At 52.0% G+C, this 18,085-nt stretch carries 15 protein-coding genes; 12 read left to right on the forward strand and 3 right to left on the reverse strand.

The window, feature by feature from the left end; translation table 11 throughout:
* Positions 1-10 precede the first annotated feature (10 nt).
* Genes atpA through ABGA49_RS06595 form a run of 4 tightly spaced genes read left to right on the forward strand, consistent with a single transcriptional unit; the run spans position 11 to position 4,315 of the window.
* Positions 11-1,552, forward strand: a complete 1,542-nt coding sequence (atpA, locus tag ABGA49_RS06580) for a F0F1 ATP synthase subunit alpha (RefSeq protein ID WP_061499596.1) — start codon at positions 11-13, stop codon at positions 1,550-1,552.
* Positions 1,553-1,602: 50 nt separating this feature from the next.
* Entirely contained in the window at positions 1,603-2,466 is an 864-nt protein-coding gene (atpG, locus tag ABGA49_RS06585; protein WP_061499600.1) for a F0F1 ATP synthase subunit gamma, read from the forward strand.
* A 26-nt stretch (positions 2,467-2,492) separates the two neighbouring features.
* Positions 2,493-3,875, forward strand: coding sequence for a F0F1 ATP synthase subunit beta (gene atpD / locus ABGA49_RS06590; protein ID WP_017458048.1), 1,383 nt, complete (start codon positions 2,493-2,495; stop codon positions 3,873-3,875).
* A 20-nt stretch (positions 3,876-3,895) separates the two neighbouring features.
* Positions 3,896-4,315 carry a F0F1 ATP synthase subunit epsilon gene (locus tag ABGA49_RS06595; protein ID WP_061499604.1) on the forward strand — a complete coding sequence of 140 codons (420 nt, stop codon included), beginning with the start codon at positions 3,896-3,898 and terminating at the stop codon, positions 4,313-4,315.
* 48 nt (positions 4,316-4,363) lie between these two features.
* On the opposite strand, the gene ABGA49_RS06600 is transcribed toward ABGA49_RS06595, so the two are convergent.
* The gene (locus ABGA49_RS06600) at positions 4,364-4,588 is read right to left on the reverse strand and encodes a hypothetical protein (protein WP_347665330.1); all 225 of its coding nucleotides are present in this window, start codon (positions 4,586-4,588) and stop codon (positions 4,364-4,366) included.
* A 63-nt stretch (positions 4,589-4,651) separates the two neighbouring features.
* Positions 4,652-6,772 (reverse strand): right-handed parallel beta-helix repeat-containing protein, encoded by a 2,121-nt coding sequence (locus ABGA49_RS06605; RefSeq protein ID WP_088236963.1) that lies wholly within the window; start codon positions 6,770-6,772, stop codon positions 4,652-4,654.
* Between the two features lie 344 nt (positions 6,773-7,116).
* On the opposite strand from ABGA49_RS06605, the gene glmU reads away from it, so the two are divergent.
* The 4 genes from glmU (at position 7,117) to ABGA49_RS06625 (ending at position 13,348) form a co-directional block, all read left to right on the forward strand.
* A complete protein-coding gene (gene glmU, locus ABGA49_RS06610; RefSeq protein ID WP_088236962.1) occupies positions 7,117-8,487 on the forward strand; it encodes a bifunctional UDP-N-acetylglucosamine diphosphorylase/glucosamine-1-phosphate N-acetyltransferase GlmU in 1,371 nt (456 codons plus the stop codon).
* A gap of 193 nt (positions 8,488-8,680) precedes the next feature.
* Positions 8,681-10,510 carry a glutamine--fructose-6-phosphate transaminase (isomerizing) gene (gene glmS, locus ABGA49_RS06615; protein ID WP_061499619.1) on the forward strand — a complete coding sequence of 610 codons (1,830 nt, stop codon included), beginning with the start codon at positions 8,681-8,683 and terminating at the stop codon, positions 10,508-10,510.
* Between the two features lie 225 nt (positions 10,511-10,735).
* On the forward strand, positions 10,736-12,994 hold the full coding sequence (gene tssI, locus ABGA49_RS06620) for a type VI secretion system tip protein TssI/VgrG (protein ID WP_347665331.1): 2,259 nt from the start codon (positions 10,736-10,738) through the stop codon (positions 12,992-12,994).
* Between the two features lie 12 nt (positions 12,995-13,006).
* A complete protein-coding gene (locus ABGA49_RS06625; protein WP_347665332.1) occupies positions 13,007-13,348 on the forward strand; it encodes a hypothetical protein in 342 nt (113 codons plus the stop codon).
* Positions 13,349-13,391: 43 nt separating this feature from the next.
* Here ABGA49_RS06625 and ABGA49_RS06630 read toward each other — a convergent pair whose 3' ends face one another.
* On the reverse strand, positions 13,392-13,781 hold the full coding sequence (locus ABGA49_RS06630; protein ID WP_347665333.1) for a hypothetical protein: 390 nt from the start codon (positions 13,779-13,781) through the stop codon (positions 13,392-13,394).
* Positions 13,782-14,220: 439 nt separating this feature from the next.
* Between ABGA49_RS06630 and pstS the strand changes: the two genes are divergently transcribed.
* The 4 genes from pstS to pstB all read left to right on the forward strand — a co-directional run bounded on the left by pstS (position 14,221) and on the right by pstB (position 18,060).
* Complete coding sequence (pstS, locus tag ABGA49_RS06635) at positions 14,221-15,261, forward strand: phosphate ABC transporter substrate-binding protein PstS (protein WP_061499630.1); 1,041 nt, start codon at positions 14,221-14,223, stop codon at positions 15,259-15,261.
* Positions 15,262-15,388: 127 nt separating this feature from the next.
* The gene (gene pstC / locus ABGA49_RS06640; RefSeq protein WP_061499632.1) at positions 15,389-16,348 is read left to right on the forward strand and encodes a phosphate ABC transporter permease PstC; all 960 of its coding nucleotides are present in this window, start codon (positions 15,389-15,391) and stop codon (positions 16,346-16,348) included.
* Positions 16,348-17,238: a phosphate ABC transporter permease PstA gene (gene pstA / locus ABGA49_RS06645; protein ID WP_061499635.1), complete on the forward strand. Its 891-nt coding sequence runs from the start codon at positions 16,348-16,350 to the stop codon at positions 17,236-17,238. Before pstC ends, pstA begins: the two co-directional genes overlap by 1 nt.
* Positions 17,239-17,286: 48 nt before the next feature.
* Complete coding sequence (gene pstB, locus ABGA49_RS06650; protein WP_061499637.1) at positions 17,287-18,060, forward strand: phosphate ABC transporter ATP-binding protein PstB; 774 nt, start codon at positions 17,287-17,289, stop codon at positions 18,058-18,060.
* The last annotated feature ends 25 nt before the right edge of the window (positions 18,061-18,085 follow it).

Genomic DNA, 18,085 nt, shown 5'->3' on the forward strand with positions numbered 1-18,085 from the left:
GGACTGGAGCATGCAACTGAATTCCACCGAAATCAGCGAACTGATCAAGCAGCGCATTGCTCAGTTCAGTGTTGTGAGTGAAGCTCACAACGAAGGTACTATTGTTTCTGTAAGCGACGGTGTTATCCGCATTCACGGCCTGGCCGACTGTATGCAGGGCGAGATGATTTCTCTGCCGGGTAACCGTTACGCTATCGCACTGAACCTGGAGCGCGACTCCGTGGGTGCAGTAGTGATGGGCCCGTACGCTGACCTTGCCGAAGGCATGAAGGTTAAATGTACTGGCCGTATTCTTGAAGTTCCGGTTGGCCGTGGCCTGCTGGGTCGTGTGGTGAACACCCTGGGTGCGCCAATCGATGGTAAAGGTCCGGTTGATAACGATGGCTTCTCGCCAATCGAAGTTATCGCACCGGGCGTTATCGATCGTCAGTCCGTCGATCAGCCGGTTCAAACGGGTTATAAATCCGTTGACGCCATGATTCCAATCGGTCGTGGTCAGCGTGAATTGATCATCGGTGACCGTCAGACCGGTAAAACCGCGATGGCAATCGATGCGATCATCAACCAGCGCGATTCCGGCATCAAATGCGTATACGTTGCTATCGGCCAGAAAGCGTCCACCATTGCCAACGTGGTGCGTAAACTGGAAGAGCACGGTGCGCTGTCTAACACCATCGTTGTGGTTGCAACCGCTTCTGAATCTGCCGCACTGCAATATCTGGCACCGTATGCCGGTTGCGCAATGGGCGAATACTTCCGTGACCGCGGTGAAGATGCGCTGATCGTATACGATGACCTGTCTAAACAGGCAGTCGCTTATCGTCAGGTGTCCCTGCTGCTCCGTCGTCCGCCAGGACGTGAAGCATTCCCGGGCGACGTATTCTATCTCCACTCTCGTCTGCTGGAGCGCGCATCCCGCGTTAACGCTGAATACGTTGAAGCCTTCACCAAAGGTGAAGTGAAAGGTAAAACCGGTTCCCTGACCGCGCTGCCAATCATTGAAACCCAGGCGGGTGACGTTTCTGCGTTCGTTCCGACTAACGTAATTTCTATTACCGATGGTCAGATCTTCCTGGAAACTAACCTGTTTAACTCCGGTATTCGTCCGGCGGTTAACCCGGGTATTTCTGTATCTCGTGTGGGTGGTGCAGCTCAGACCAAGATCATCAAGAAACTGTCCGGTGGTATCCGTACCGCGCTGGCGCAGTATCGTGAACTGGCAGCGTTCTCTCAGTTCGCTTCCGATCTGGATGAAGCAACCCGTAAACAGCTGAGCCACGGTCAGAAAGTGACCGAGCTGCTGAAGCAAAAACAGTACGCTCCAATGTCTGTTGCTCAGCAGGGTCTGGTGCTGTTTGCGGCTGAACGCGGTTACCTCGAAGATGTGGAACTGGCGAAAATCGGTAGCTTCGAAGCCGCTCTGCTGGCTTACGCTGACCGTGATCACGCTCCGCTGATGCAAGAGATCAACCAGTCCGGTGGCTATAACGACGAAATCGAAGGCAAGCTGAAAGGCATCCTCGATTCCTTCAAAGCAACCCAGTCCTGGTAACGTCTGGCGGCTTGTCTTAGGGCAGGCCGCAAGGCATTGAGGAGAAGCTCATGGCCGGCGCAAAAGAGATACGTAGTAAGATCGCAAGCGTCCAGAACACGCAAAAGATCACTAAAGCGATGGAGATGGTCGCCGCTTCCAAAATGCGTAAATCGCAGGATCGCATGGCGTCCAGCCGTCCTTATGCAGATACCATGCGCAAAGTGATTGGTCACCTTGCGAACGGTAATCTGGAATATAAGCACCCTTACCTGGAAGAACGCGACGTTAAACGCGTGGGCTACCTGGTGGTGTCGACCGACCGTGGTTTATGTGGTGGTTTGAACATTAACCTGTTCAAAAAACTGCTGGCGGATATGAAAGCATGGTCCGATAAAGGCGTTCAGAGCGAACTCGCGATGATCGGCTCTAAAGGCGTGTCTTTCTTTAATTCCGTAGGTGGCAACGTTGTCGCTCAGGTAACCGGCATGGGAGATAACCCTTCCCTGTCCGAACTGATCGGCCCGGTAAAAGTCATGTTGCAAGCCTACGACGAAGGTCGTCTCGACAAGCTTTATATTGTTAGCAACAAATTTATCAACACCATGTCTCAGGCTCCGACCATCACTCAGCTGCTGCCTTTACCGGCCGCAGAAGATGAAGAGTTGAAGCATAAATCCTGGGATTATCTGTACGAACCTGATCCGAAAGCGCTGCTGGACACGCTCCTGCGTCGTTACGTTGAATCTCAGGTTTATCAGGGTGTTGTGGAAAACCTGGCCAGCGAGCAGGCCGCACGTATGGTGGCGATGAAAGCCGCGACCGACAATGGCGGCAGCCTGATTAAAGAGCTGCAGTTGGTATACAACAAAGCTCGTCAGGCCAGCATTACTCAGGAACTCACCGAAATCGTCGGTGGTGCATCCGCGGTATAACCAGGTTAATTCGTAGAGGATTCAAGATGGCTACTGGAAAAATTGTCCAGGTAATCGGCGCCGTAGTTGACGTCGAATTCCCTCAGGATGCCGTACCGCGCGTGTACGATGCTCTTGAGGTTAAGAATGGTAACGAGACGCTGGTGCTGGAAGTGCAGCAGCAGCTGGGCGGCGGTATCGTACGTACCATCGCCATGGGTTCTTCTGACGGTCTGCGTCGTGGTCTGGAAGTGAACGACCTTGCGCACCCGATCGAAGTCCCGGTTGGTAAAGCAACACTGGGTCGTATCATGAACGTGCTCGGTCAGCCGATCGACATGAAAGGCGACATCGGTGAAGAAGAGCGTTGGGCTATCCACCGCGCGGCACCGTCCTATGAAGAGCTGTCCAGCTCTCAGGAATTGCTGGAAACCGGCATCAAAGTTATCGACCTGATGTGTCCGTTCGCGAAGGGCGGTAAAGTCGGTCTGTTCGGTGGTGCGGGCGTGGGTAAAACCGTAAACATGATGGAGCTGATTCGTAACATCGCGATTGAGCACTCCGGTTATTCTGTGTTTGCGGGCGTGGGTGAACGTACTCGTGAGGGTAACGACTTCTACCACGAAATGACTGACTCCAACGTTCTGGACAAAGTATCCCTGGTTTACGGTCAGATGAACGAGCCGCCGGGAAACCGTCTGCGCGTTGCGCTGACCGGCCTGACCATGGCTGAGAAGTTCCGTGACGAAGGTCGTGACGTTCTGCTGTTCGTCGACAACATCTACCGTTATACCCTCGCCGGTACTGAAGTATCCGCACTGCTGGGCCGTATGCCTTCAGCGGTAGGTTACCAGCCGACGCTGGCGGAAGAGATGGGTGTTCTGCAGGAACGTATCACTTCTACCAAAACCGGTTCTATCACTTCCGTACAGGCGGTATACGTACCTGCGGATGACTTGACTGACCCGTCGCCAGCCACCACCTTTGCGCACCTTGACGCAACTGTGGTACTGAGCCGTCAGATCGCGTCTTTGGGGATCTACCCGGCCGTTGACCCGCTGGACTCCACCAGCCGTCAGCTGGATCCGCTGGTTGTGGGTCAGGAACACTACGACACCGCGCGTGGCGTACAGTCTCTGCTGCAACGTTATCAGGAACTGAAAGACATCATCGCCATCCTTGGTATGGATGAGCTGTCTGAAGAAGACAAACTGGTGGTAGCTCGCGCACGTAAGATCCAGCGCTTCCTGTCCCAGCCGTTCTTCGTAGCGGAAGTGTTCACCGGTTCTCCGGGCAAATACGTTTCCCTGAAAGACACCATCCGTGGCTTTAAAGGCATTATGGAAGGCGAATACGATCACCTGCCGGAGCAGGCGTTCTACATGGTTGGTTCCATCGAAGAAGCAGTGGAAAAAGCCAAAAAACTTTAACGCCTTAATCGGAGGGTGATATGGCAATGACTTACCACCTGGACGTCGTCAGTGCAGAGAAACAGATGTTCTCTGGTCTGGTCGAGAAAATCCAGGTAACGGGTAGTGAAGGTGAACTGGGGATTTTCCCGGGGCACGCACCGCTGCTCACCGCCATTAAGCCTGGTATGATCCGCATCGTTAAACAGTTCGGTCATGAAGAGTTTATCTATCTGTCCGGCGGCATTCTTGAAGTGCAACCGAGCAGCGTGACCGTTCTGGCTGATACCGCTATTCGTGGCCAGGATCTCGACGAAGCGCGAGCCCTGGAATCGAAGCGTAAAGCAGAAGAGCACATTAAGAGCTCTCACGGTGACGTGGATTACGCTCAGGCGTCTGCGGAGCTGGCGAAAGCCATCGCGAAACTGCGTGTTATCGAGTTGACTAAAAAAGCGATGTAAACCGGCTTGAACGTTAAAAAGCCAGTCTGGTTTCCAGACTGGCTTTTTTTATGGTTGCGTTTCAGAAAAAATGGAACTGAAAACGTGTTTTATTATTTTGCGATGCGCATCACAAAAATATTGATCGGTTAAAAAATGAGGCGTAGACTTCTTTTCTGTGAGGTTCATCACAAAAATTAACTCTGACAAAATCAGGAAGCCATCATGAAACTGATCAACAAAATCATCGCTCTCTTCAGCAACATGAACATCTCTTTTGGGACGTTCAACCACTAATCTGCTGATCCGCTGAGTGGCGCTGCGCTTACCGTTGTGTGATAAGCGAGCGCCATCTGGCTACATCTTCAGTTCCGCCAGAACCGCTTTACTGTCCACTTCTTGCTGCAATGCATTCACGCTTTTGCCATTGGCGATAAAGTAGTTCGTCGCGTCAATATTCCCCACCACCGCATCATCATACTGCCCGGCTTTACTGCGTACAGAAATGTTGCCTTTAAACACGCCTTGCGTGGAGGCATCACCGTAAGGACTGGGGCGGAAGATAAAGTTAAAGCGTTGGTTATCCGCGGCAATATTGTTTTCCACCACCAACTTGCCAGGGTTAAAATTATCGGTGAAACCGTCCAGATGGTTGCCGATTGCTTTGCTGTTGCGAACCTGATGAGCGACAGGTTGCCCTTCTCCTCCCAGTTTAAAACCATTGCTGGTGTTATTACTGGCAATTGAATTCTCGATCACCACAACACCGTTGCCGCCATCTTCAATCTTGTTGAAAAGATCAAAACCATCGTCAATGTTGTCGTGGGCATAGCATCTTTCCAGTTTGTTCCCTTCACCTACGCGCATTTTTACGGCAAACCCGTCGGCATTAATTTTCCCCGGATCTTCATTACTCCTGGACTCGGAATCGATCACGCGGTTGTGGCTCGCCCATAATGGTCGACCGATATTTTCCGGCGAAGAAATTTGAATACCGGTATCGTCATTACGCCAGGCGACCACTTTTTCGATCAGGTTGTGACTGCCTTGCACACGCAGGCTCTTGTCTGTGACTTCAATCCCCTTGATATGCCAGTAGCTGGCGTCCAGTTGTAACCCATGAATCACCACTTTGCCGTCGGCTTGCAGCGTCTTCATCTTCCCCAGCAAACCGCTGGCGGTGAGCGGGATTTCTGTTCGCGCATAGTCTCCGGCTTTTAGCGCAAGGGTGCCACCTGGCGGCAGCAGATTGATGGCGGTGGCTAAATCCAGCGGTGAGGCGGCCGTACCTTCGCCATCCGTTTTTCCGTCGGCGGCGACATGGAGGGTTGTGGCGGTTGTGGCGGTCGCTCTCTCTACGTTTATGGTCTGCGTAACGGGGGTTTTGTCATCGCCGCTGGTGGGGGTAAAGGTCAACACAAACATGGAGGTGTCACCTGAAAGCGTCGCGGGGAGCGTGTACATATCACCCGCTTTTACGGGTTTATCATTACCGATCACCACTTCGTTTTGCCGCACAGCAAACAGACCATCATAGTTGGCGCGTGCCTGAACGGTATATTTCTCACTGATACTTTGCGCAGGCGAGGCTATCTGCACAACAACAGGCAACGGTTTTGCCTGCCAGGGTTTGGATGCCACCGTTCGGGCTTTGCTGGTGGTCAGAGAGGCGTCGGAGATGGTAATTTTGGCATTACGTGAGGCAAAGAAACCGACGTAATATTGCTCGCTGTTCTGTACTGAAATCAAATCGGCATGTGGAATTGTCTGGCTTACCCAGTTATCGCTTCCTTGCGGAGCCCATGCGCTAATAAAACCGTCATTGGTACGCTCGAGTTTCATGCGGAAGGTGGGCGTCTGGCGAAGATCCACCTCTTCCTGGTAACTTTTTTTAGTGATTGCCGCGCCAGCGTCTCCCCACGGGTGGCTGATCCCTTCACGGGCGATTGCCTGTATTTTCACGCGAAAATGGTCTTTTTTATCCTGCGTCATGATGGCATTCATCACCATATTCGATGCCGCCGGGAACTCCTCATAGCCCTCTTTCAGCGGCTGCTGGCGCGGGTTGCCAATAATATCGCGAACCAGTAAGCCAGCCCCTTCTTGCGCCGCCGGTTTGGCGCCATTTTCCGGACCGAACTGGTCTACGGTGACGGTGGCCTGTAAGACAAAATTTTCGCCAGTGGGCAGGGAGGTGTAAAAGTAGGTCAGGCCATCATGAGAGTTAGCAATTTTACCGCCGCGGCTTTCGAGTGTGATGGGTTTGGAGAGATCGGCTTGGTCCGAAACGGAAAGTGTCTTGCCGTCGATAGTCACATCGTTAACGCCGATCTTTTCCGGCAGAACATTAGAAGAAAAATTCACGTCAGTTGATTGCCCGAAAGCAATGGCTCGCCATACAGGAGCCGGTGTGGCCAGTACAGAAGCGGAGATAAGTGAGCTGCAAACGGTTATGGCGAGAGGTATTTTATAATTCATTTTATGCTCCTGATTAATCATTGCCCGCCATTATTACCAAGATGAAACGCTGTTTCTTTTTTGTACGTCACACTCTTTAATGATCAAAACGGTGTTTTATTTTTGTTTAATCTTTATTCAGGATAAAAAAAAACAGCTAACCCTTTGTATAAATTAGTGACAGAGAGGAACGTCGCTAATTTTCAGTGACAAACGCATTTACTCTGCCGTTAAAATAGCCTCCAAATGCACTGTAAAGGTGGATGTTGAGCGTTTCACCAACACTCCATTTTATGCTGCAAAATATGTAGTATTTTCAACGCTAAAGAGTTTAACTTCTCACTCAAATGACAGTCAGGACGCGTATGTTGAACACAAAAATGAGTGTGGTGATCCTTGCCGCGGGCAAAGGCACACGCATGTATTCCGATCTCCCGAAAGTGCTGCATACCCTTGCAGGGAAGTCGATGGTCCAGCATGTCATTGATGCTGCTACAAATCTTGGCGCAAATAACGTTCATCTGGTTTATGGTCATGGCGGCGATCTGCTGAAAGCTACGCTACGCGACGATAAACTCAATTGGGTGCTGCAAGCTGAGCAACTGGGCACGGGCCATGCGATGCAGCAGGCCGCTCCGTTCTTCGCCGATGACGAAGACATTTTGATGCTCTATGGCGATGTTCCGCTGATTTCTGTTGATACGCTGCAGCGCCTGCGTGACGCCAAGCCACAGGGCGGTATTGGTCTGTTGACGGTGAAACTCGACGATCCCACCGGTTATGGTCGGATTACGCGTGAAAATGGCGTGATTACCGGGATTATCGAGCAGAAAGACGCCAGCGAAGCTCAACGCCTGATTAAAGAAATCAACACCGGCATTTTGGTGGCCAACGGCGGCGATCTGAAGCGCTGGCTCAGCCAACTCACCAATAACAATGCTCAGGGTGAATTCTACATTACCGACATCATTGGCTTTGCTCATCAGGAAGGGCGTGAAATTACTGCTGTTCATCCGCAACGCCTGAGTGAAGTGGAAGGGGTCAACAACCGTCTGCAATTGTCGCGTCTGGAGCGTGCTTATCAGGCTGAACAAGCTGAGCGGCTACTGCTTGCCGGCGTTATGCTGCGCGATCCGGCGCGTTTCGACCTCCGCGGCGCGCTGGAGCACGGGCGGGATGTGGAGATCGATGCTAACGTCATTATTGAAGGGCGCGTCAAACTTGGCCATCGCGTGAAGATTGGCGCAGGCTGCGTGATCAAAAACAGCGAAATTGGCGATGATTGCGAAATCAGTCCTTACAGCGTCGTGGAAGATGCCCGCCTGGAAGCCGCATGCACCATTGGTCCCTTCGCGCGTTTACGTCCGGGGGCCGAACTGCTGGCTGGCGCGCATGTTGGTAACTTCGTTGAAATGAAAAAAGCGCGTCTGGGTAAAGGCTCTAAAGCGGGGCATCTGACGTACCTGGGCGACGCGGACATTGGCGATAATGTGAATATTGGCGCCGGGACTATCACCTGCAACTACGACGGTGCAAATAAGCACAAAACCGTGATTGGTGATGATGTGTTTGTTGGCTCTGATACGCAGTTAGTGGCGCCGGTTACGGTGGCCAACGGTGCCACCATTGCGGCTGGTACGACGGTCACGCGCAACGTAGGCGAAAATGAACTGGTGTTAAGCCGCGTGCCACAGGTGCAGAAACCGGGCTGGCGTCGTCCGGTGAAGAAGAAATAACCCGTTTTTTAGGCCGGATAAGCGTAGCGCTTTCCGGCAAGTATTCAGGGATGAGGGGAAAAATAATTCCTCCGCCCGTAAGGCAGTACCTATAAAAATAACCCCACTCTCTACAAGGCTCGGGGCGCCCGAAAACGGGCATACAGGTTGACCGACAACAAAAGGCATAATGCCAAAATCGGAATCTTAAAATATGTGTGGAATTGTTGGCGCTGTCGCGCAGCGTGATGTTGCAGAAATCCTTCTCGAAGGTTTACGTCGTCTGGAATACCGTGGATATGACTCTGCCGGTCTGGCAGTGGTGGACAACAACGGGCATATGACGCGTCTGCGTCGTCTCGGTAAAGTGCAGATGCTCTCTCAGGCAGCGGAAGAACACCCGTTGCACGGTGGGACAGGTATTGCTCATACACGCTGGGCGACCCATGGTGAACCTTCTGAAGGCAATGCGCATCCGCATGTTTCAGACCATATTGTTGTGGTGCATAACGGCATCATCGAGAACCATGAACCGCTGCGCGAAGTTTTAAAAGCGCGCGGGTATGTGTTTGTGTCTGAAACAGACACTGAAGTGATCGCACATCTGGTGCACTGGGAACTGGAACAGGGCGGCACCCTGCGCGAGGCTGTGCTGCGTACCATTCCGCAGCTGCGCGGTGCATACGGTACGGTGATCATGGATACCCGCGATCCCAGTACGCTGCTGGCTGCACGTTCCGGTAGCCCGCTGGTTATCGGCCTCGGTATGGGGGAAAACTTTATCGCCTCCGACCAGTTGGCACTCCTGCCGGTGACCCGTCGCTTTATTTTCCTGGAAGAGGGCGATATCGCGGAAGTGACCCGTCGTACAGTGGTTGTTTTCGATAAATCAGGCGCGCAGGTGAAACGCCCGGATATTGAATCCAGTCTGCAATACGATGCGGGTGATAAAGGCATTTATCGTCACTACATGCAGAAAGAGATCTTTGAACAGCCGAATGCTATTAAAAATACTCTGACCGGCCGTATCAGCCACGGCGAAGTGGATTTGAGCGAACTGGGGGCGAATGCTAACGAGCTGCTGTCGAAAGTGGAACATATCCAGATCGTTGCCTGCGGAACTTCTTATAACTCCGGTATGGTTTCCCGTTACTGGTTTGAAGCGCTGGCCGGTGTTCCGTGTGATGTGGAGATCGCCTCTGAATTCCGCTACCGCAAATCGGCGGTGCGTCGCAACAGCCTGATGATCACCCTTTCCCAATCCGGCGAGACGGCGGATACACTGGCTGCATTGCGTCTGTCGAAAGAGCTGGGCTACCTTGGTTCACTGGCGATTTGTAACGTTCCGGGGTCGTCGCTGGTGCGTGAATCCGATCTGGCGATGATGACCAATGCCGGTACCGAAATTGGCGTTGCCTCCACCAAGGCTTTCACTACTCAGCTCACGGTTCTGCTGTTGCTGGTGGCGAAACTGAGCCGCCTGAAAGGATTGGATGCGTCTATCGAGCACGACATCGTTCATGGTCTGCAGGCGCTACCGAGTCGTATTGAGCAGATGCTGTCACAGGATAAGCGTATTGAAGCGCTGGCGGAGGATTTCTCTGACAAACATCACGCGTTGTTCCTGGGGCGTGGCGATCAGTATCCGATTGCGCTGGAAGGCGCGCTGAAACTGAAAGAGATCTCCTATATTCACGCAGAAGCGTACGCGGCGGGCGAGCTGAAACATGGCCCTCTGGCGCTGATTGATGCCGATATGCCGGTGATTGTGGTGGCACCAAACAACGAACTGCTGGAAAAACTGAAATCCAATATCGAAGAGGTTCGCGCGCGCGGCGGTGTGCTGTACGTCTTCGCCGATCAGGATGCCGGTTTCACCAGCAGCGACAATCTGCATATCATTGAGATGCCGCATGTTGAAGAGATGATTGCGCCGATTTTCTACACCGTGCCGCTGCAATTGCTGGCGTACCACGTTGCGCTGATCAAAGGCACTGACGTTGACCAGCCGCGTAACCTGGCGAAATCCGTCACAGTAGAATAATCCGATAATGCGGCGCTAACGCCGTTACGGTCTGCGGTTTAACCGTACTGTAAACAAATCCGGTCATGCTTTTTAAAAAGCATACCGGATTTTTTTTATGGTCAGCCCGACACTCGCACTACCGGAATCAGACATTGCGCGGAATGTTCCGCGGCTGGCTATCTCAGCTGGAGCACTTACCGCTCCTGTGTTTCGCCTACCGTTGAATCTGCCCGGAGATGATCAATGTCTTCCCGCATAACCGTCAAAATCACCGCCGCACCGGACCTGCTTTTCTGGAAAATGGCCGGCAGTGAATCCCTCTCTGAACCCTTTGAATATCAACTTACCGTACTCGGACAAGATGCCAGAATAGACAGAAGCCAGATATTGGGGCAATCCGTCAGCATTGAAATACCGGACCAGGACGCGCTTGCAACACGGTATCTCAACGGAAAAGCCACCAGCGTGGCAGTCGCTTCCGTAGAGCTTTCCGGGCAGCGTTACGCGGCCTATCAGCTCACTGTTGAGTCGGATCTCTGGCCGATGCGGCTGGAGCGAAACATGCGTATTTTTCAGGCGCAGACGGTTCCGCAAATCGTCCAGACCATGCTGAGTGAACATGGGGTAAAGCTGGATAATCAGCTCACAGCAAGTTATCGGGTCTGGGAGTACTGTGTGCAGTACCAGGAAAGCAGCCTGGATTTCATCCGACGCTTAATGGAGCTGGAAGGTATCTCCTGGTATTTTCGCCATGCAGCGGATAACCATACGTTGGTACTTACCGACGCCGGTTCTGCTTTTCCGTCGGCAGCAGGTTATGATGTCATCCCCTATATACAGTCCCAGGCTGGCGGCGTGGCGGATGTTGAAGGCATTAGTCAGTGGTCAATGGAAGATCGCGTTACGCCGGGTATTTTCAGCACCGAGGATTACGACTTTCGTAAACCAAATGCCTGGCTTTTCCAGGCTCGCCAGAACCCCGCATCGCCGTCGCCTGGCCGTATTGATGTGTATGAATGGCCGGGGCGTTTTGTTGAGCAAAATGACGGGGAATATTATGCCCGCATCAAACAGGAACGCTGGCAGGTTGATCATCAGCAGACCGCGGGAACAGCCACCGCTATTGGCATTGCGGCCGGGCATACCTTTCAGCTCATTAATGCTCCTTTTATGCAGGATAATGGCCGCTATCTGGTGACAAAGACCTGGTTGCAGTTTGAAGAAAACCGCTATGCCAGCGGTGATGAAGGTGACAGTTCCCGGCTAATTAGCTTTAGCGTGATCCCGGCTTCTCTGACCTGGCGACCGGAGCAAAAAACCGCATGGCCGCGAACATATGGCCCGCAAACCGCTCGCGTAGTCGGCCCGGAGGGGGAACCTATCTGGACCGATAAATACGGGCGGGTAAAAGTGAAATTCCACTGGGACAGGCTGGGGAAAAGTGATGAAACCAGCTCTTGCTGGGTGCGCGTATCCAGTTCGTGGGCCGGTCAGGGATTTGGTGGTGTTCAGATCCCGCGGGTTGGTGATGAAGTGGTAATTGATTTTATCAACGGCGATCCCGACCGTCCGATGGTGACCGGACGCGTATATAACGAGGCAAATATGCCGCCCTGGGCATTGCCCGCCGCCGCAACGGTAATGGGGTTTATGACGCGCTCAAAAACCGGCAATTGCGACAACGCCAGCTATCTGCTGTTTGAAGATAAACTCGGCGCTGAGCGCATGGATTTGCATGCGGAAAAGGACATGAATGTCTCGGTCGAAAATAATCAGGTGATTACGGTCGACGGTAACCGTAGCCTGACCGTTTTGGGTGAGCTTGATGATGAGATGACGAAACGCGCAGGCTTCAAATACCATGCAACGCGCACGACGGAAGTGACGGATAAAGAGACCCGAACGGTAGGTAATGGCGAAGAAACCACCATTACGAATGGCCGCGTGATGCGGGTAACCAGCGGGGGTGAAACGGTGACGGTAAAAGGCAACCGCACTGAAGATATTGACGGTAGATCATCGCAGCATATTACCGGTCTGGTGAGCTATACCTTTGATAACGGCGTCTCGTCATTGATTACCGGCTCCCGGCAAGAGTCGATTTCGCAAAACCTGACACAAACGATCACCGGCAATAACATCACCACCATAGAAGGGGCGTGGACGCAGAAAATAGCGCAGGGTGCGACAATCTCTTCCCCTAAACTGATCACCATTGCGAGTGATGAAAAGGTGCACATTAAAACGCCACAAGCGCTTGAATATAAAGACCATAAAGAGACGGTTTCCCTGTTTTCTTTTGATTTTACCGCCCTTAAGGTGGTCACCGAGGGGGCCTCGTTTACGGCTACCGCGATCAGCAAGGTAGGATTAACCAATCTGAAGTTCGATAAGTCGGCTTTTGATTTGGCCTCCAGCGAGGGTCGGGTAGCGTTTACCAATGCAATGATGCAATACGGTCAGGTGATGGCCTCGGTTCATGGTTTAACGATGTTTATGTAAGGGATTGATTAAATGAAGTTTGTTATCGTTTTTTCGGTAATATTTATCGTCGGCATGGTCGCTTATATCGTCTATCTGTTTAACCGTGACCATAAGATCCAGACACAGGGCCGTGAATTGCAGGCTACCGTCGAAGAGGTCAGCTACATCAGCTCAAACGACAATGGCACCATTAACATTAAATATCGGCTCGCATTGCAAGAAGGAGGGGCCACCCGAACGGTGGAAGGGAAAGAGACCATTTCTGCCTTTAACGCATCAAAAATACAGAAAGGCAATAAAGTGGATATTAAGTATCTGGATGATCACCACATTCTGTTTGTGTTCGATAAACAGCAAGCGCCAGGCAGTTAGCCGCAGCGTAAAAAAGAGGTTGCCGATGGCAACCTCTCCTGACTTATTTGACCCTACGGCTCAGCTCATCAAGCTTGTTTTCCAGCGAATTAATACTGCGTTGCATGTCATCAACTTTACGGCTTAATTCATCATTGCGTCTTTGCAGGTTTTCTCTGTCCCGCCCCATTTCCGAGAGCGTTTTTTTCATATCAGCGATGTCTTCTTTTTGTTTTGGCGCATCCTCTTGAATGTTTCTGAGTTTATTTACGCTCAGGTAATCCGATGGGACGATAGTTGCGTTACCCGTGTCATGTTCTGTGCCCTGCAAAACCATCACCGAATCAGACTGATAACCGGAGGAGCCAAGAGATACGGGCCTGTTGGCGGCATGGCCGTATGTAGCAGGAAGAAACGACAGCAATCCGATAGCGACAGCAACTGATTTAATCATCATCATTCCTTAGGGTTTACTATGTTGCATCAACAATGGTCCGACTTCGTAGCTATATAAATACGAAACCAGAGGCTTGTCTGCTACCTCTTCCTGGTAGCGCTGTCGCGCTGAAAATCGGTGGCGGATGATTGCTAAATCACTGGAAAAGGGATCGTTAGCTGGGGCGGAATAGCGGCGTTTATTCTGGCAGCGCTTTATGACAAATCCGGATTTTCAGCTACGGTTGGATTGTCATAAAAAGAAAATGTTCGTGTAATGAAGTTGTGGTAATTGAATGTTATTACATTGATTTATAAATGTTTTTAATAATTCAGCAAGGATATTTCATTGCTGTCATTAAACAGTAACAATCATTGCATATAACTGTCATCAAAGTGTCCTATTTTGCTCCGAGTAGCAACTCAAACAACGATTTACGAATCTTGCAGGAGACATTATGAACGTTATGCGTACCACTGTCGCAACTGTTGTCGCCGCGACCTTATCTCTGAGCGCTTTTGCTGCCAACGCTGCGGCAAGCCTGACCGGTGCTGGTGCAACTTTCCCTGCGCCGGTGTATGCCAAATGGGCTGATACCTACCAGAAAGAAACGGGTAATAAGATTAACTACCAGGGTATCGGTTCTTCCGGCGGCGTGAAACAAATTACGGCTAAAACGGTTGATTTCGGTGCTTCCGATGCCCCGCTGGCTGATGACAAACTGGCTCAGGAAGGCCTGTTCCAGTTCCCGACCGTAATCGGCGGTATTGTACTGGCTATTAACGTCCCGGGCATTAAATCCGGCGAGCTGGTACTGGATGGTAAAACGCTGGGTGATATCTATCTGGGCAACATCAAAAAATGGGATGACGCAGCGATTGCAAAACTCAACCCGGGTCTGAAACTGCCTTCGCAGAACATCGCGGTTGTGCGTCGTGCTGATGGTTCTGGCACCTCTTTCGTCTTCACCAGCTACCTGGCGAAAGTCAACGAAGAGTGGAAATCCAAAGTTGGCTCTGGCTCCACGGTTAACTGGCCGACCGGTCTGGGCGGTAAAGGTAACGACGGTATCGCCGCATTTGTACAGCGTCTGCCGGGTTCCATTGGTTATGTTGAATATGCTTACGCTAAGCAGAACAACCTGACCTACACCAAACTGCTGTCTGCAGATGGTAAAGCGGTTAGCCCGACTGAAACCAGCTTCTCTAACGCCGCAAAAAATATCGACTGGAGCAAATCCTTCGCTCAGGACCTGACTAACCAGAAAGGCGCGGATGTGTGGCCAATCACTTCCACCACCTTCATCCTGGTGCATAAAGAGCAGGCTAAACCGGAGCAAGGCGCTGAAGTCCTGAAATTCTTCGACTGGGCTTACAAAAAAGGCGGCAAACAAGCTAACGAACTCGACTACGCTACGCTTCCGGAAAGCGTCGTGACTCAGGTTCGTGCTGCATGGAAAGCAAATGTGAAAGACAGCAGCGGTAAAGCACTGTACTAATCACAGATTATTGAAGAATATGGCGAGTGGCGCTTACACCACTCGCCTTACAGATTCTCTGTAGGCCCGTAAGCCGATGCATGCGCCTGCGGGCAAATTCGTAAGACGTTAAACTGAAGAGTAATTTATGGCTGCAACCAAGCCGGCATTTAACCCTCCGGGAAAAAAAGGCGACATGATTTTCAGCGCACTGGTAAAACTGGCTGCGCTGATTGTGTTATTGCTGCTCAGCGGCATTATTGTGTCTCTGATTTTCTCCGCCTGGCCAAGCATTCAGAAGTTTGGTTTCTCATTCCTGTGGACCAAAGAGTGGGATGCTCCGAATGACATTTATGGTGCGTTGGTACCGATTTACGGCACTATCGTCACCTCAGTTATCGCGCTGCTGATCGCGGTTCCGGTGAGTTTCGGCATCGCGCTGTTTTTGACCGAACTGGCGCCAAACTGGCTGAAACGCCCGCTTGGTATTGCGATTGAGCTGCTGGCGGCTATCCCCAGTATTGTCTATGGCATGTGGGGCTTGTTTATCTTTGCTCCGCTGTTCGCCACCTATTTCCAGGAGCCGGTGGGTAATGTGCTCTCCACCATTCCGTTTGTGGGCGCGCTGTTTTCCGGGCCGGCGTTCGGTATTGGCATTCTGGCTGCCGGGGTGATCCTCGCGATCATGATTATTCCTTACATTGCGGCGGTTATGCGCGATGTGTTTGAACAAACGCCGGTGATGATGAAAGAGTCGGCGTACGGCATTGGCTGCACCACCTGGGAAGTGATCTGGCGCATCGTGCTGCCGTTCACGAAAAACGGGGTGATTGGCGGCATTATGCTGGGGTTGGGCCGCGCACTGGGCGAAACCATGGCGGTAACCTTTATCATCGGTAACACCTACCAACTCGATAGCGCTTCGCTGTTTATGCCGGGCAACAGTATCACTTCCGCACTGGCGAACGAATTCGCCGAAGCGGAATCCGGTCTGCATGTTGCCGCGCTAATGGAGCTGGGACTGATCCTGTTTGTGATCACTTTTATTGTGCTGGCCATTTCTAAAGTGATGATCCTGCGACTGGCGAAAAACGAGGGGGCGCGCTGATGGCAACGCTTGAAATGCAAAGCACGGTGCAATTAGCCGAGTCGCGCCGCAAAATGCAGGCGCGTCGTCGCATGAAAAACCGTATCGCCCTGACGCTGTCGATGGCGACCATGGTGTTTGGTCTGTTCTGGCTGGTCTGGATCCTCTTTTCTACCGTGGCACGCGGCTTTGATGGCATGTCTTTGGCACTGTTCACTGAAATGACACCGCCGCCGAATACGGCGGGTGGCGGTCTGGCGAACGCTCTGGCGGGCAGTGGTTTGCTGATTCTGTGGGCAACCGTCATCGGTACACCGCTGGGCATTATGGCGGGGATTTATCTGGCCGAGTATGGCCGTAAGTCGCTGCTCGCGGAAGTGATCCGCTTTATCAACGATATCCTGTTGTCTGCGCCTTCTATTGTGGTGGGGCTGTTTGTTTACACCATTGTGGTCGCGCAAATGCAGCACTTCTCCGGCTGGGCAGGCGTGATTGCGCTGGCGCTGTTGCAGGTGCCTATTGTTATCCGCACCACGGAAAACATGCTGAAACTGGTACCGGATAGCCTGCGTGAAGCGGCGTATGCGCTGGGAACGCCTAAATGGAAGATGATTGCGGCGATTACCCTGAAGGCCTCCGTCTCCGGGATTATGACGGGGGTGCTGCTGGCGGTTGCACGTATTGCGGGTGAAACCGCGCCGTTGCTGTTTACTGCGCTTTCTAACCAGTTCTGGAGTACCGACATGATGCAGCCTATCGCTAACCTGCCGGTGACGATTTTCAAATTCGCTATGAGCCCGTTTGCCGAATGGCAAGAATTGGCCTGGGCCGGGGTATTGATTATCACTCTCTGTGTACTGTTGCTGAATATTCTGGCGCGCGTCATTTTCGCGAAGAGTAAACACGGTTAATTTTTTGCGACGCGGCGATAAGCGGCGTCGAGTTGAGGAAAGAGATAAATGAGTATGGTTGATACGACGCCGGGCAAAATTCAGGTTCGCGATTTGAACTTCTATTACGGCAAATTCCATGCACTGAAAAACATCAGCCTGGATATCGCTAAAAATCAGGTGACTGCGTTTATCGGGCCGTCAGGCTGCGGCAAGTCCACGCTGTTGCGTACCTTTAACAAGATGTTTGAGCTCTACCCGGAGCAGCGCGCTGAAGGTGAAATCCTGCTGGATGGCGATAACATCCTCACCAATACCCAGGATATCGCGCTGTTGCGTGCAAAAGTGGGCATGGTGTTCCAGAAGCCGACGCCGTTCCCGATGTCGATTTACGACAATATCGCCTTTGGCGTGCGTCTGTTTGAGAAGCTCTCCCGCGCCGATATGGACGAGCGCGTGCAGTGGGCTTTGACCAAAGCCGCATTATGGAACGAAACCAAGGATAAACTGCACCAGAGTGGGTACTCTCTCTCCGGTGGTCAGCAGCAGCGTCTGTGCATTGCACGCGGTATCGCGATTCGCCCGGAAGTGCTGTTGCTGGATGAGCCCTGTTCAGCGCTGGACCCGATTTCAACGGGTCGTATTGAAGAGCTGATTACTGAGCTTAAAGAGGATTACACCGTCGTGATCGTTACCCACAACATGCAGCAGGCTGCGCGTTGCTCCGATCATACGGCGTTTATGTATCTCGGCGAACTGATTGAGTTCAGTAATACGGATGATCTGTTCACCAAGCCGAAGAAGAAACAAACCGAAGACTATATTACCGGGCGCTACGGTTGATATGCCCGAACCGCAAAGGCGTAAA

Source organism: Kosakonia sp. WA-90, from assembly GCF_039871955.1.
In the GTDB taxonomy this organism is placed as follows: Bacteria; Pseudomonadota; Gammaproteobacteria; order Enterobacterales; family Enterobacteriaceae; genus Kosakonia; species Kosakonia oryzendophytica.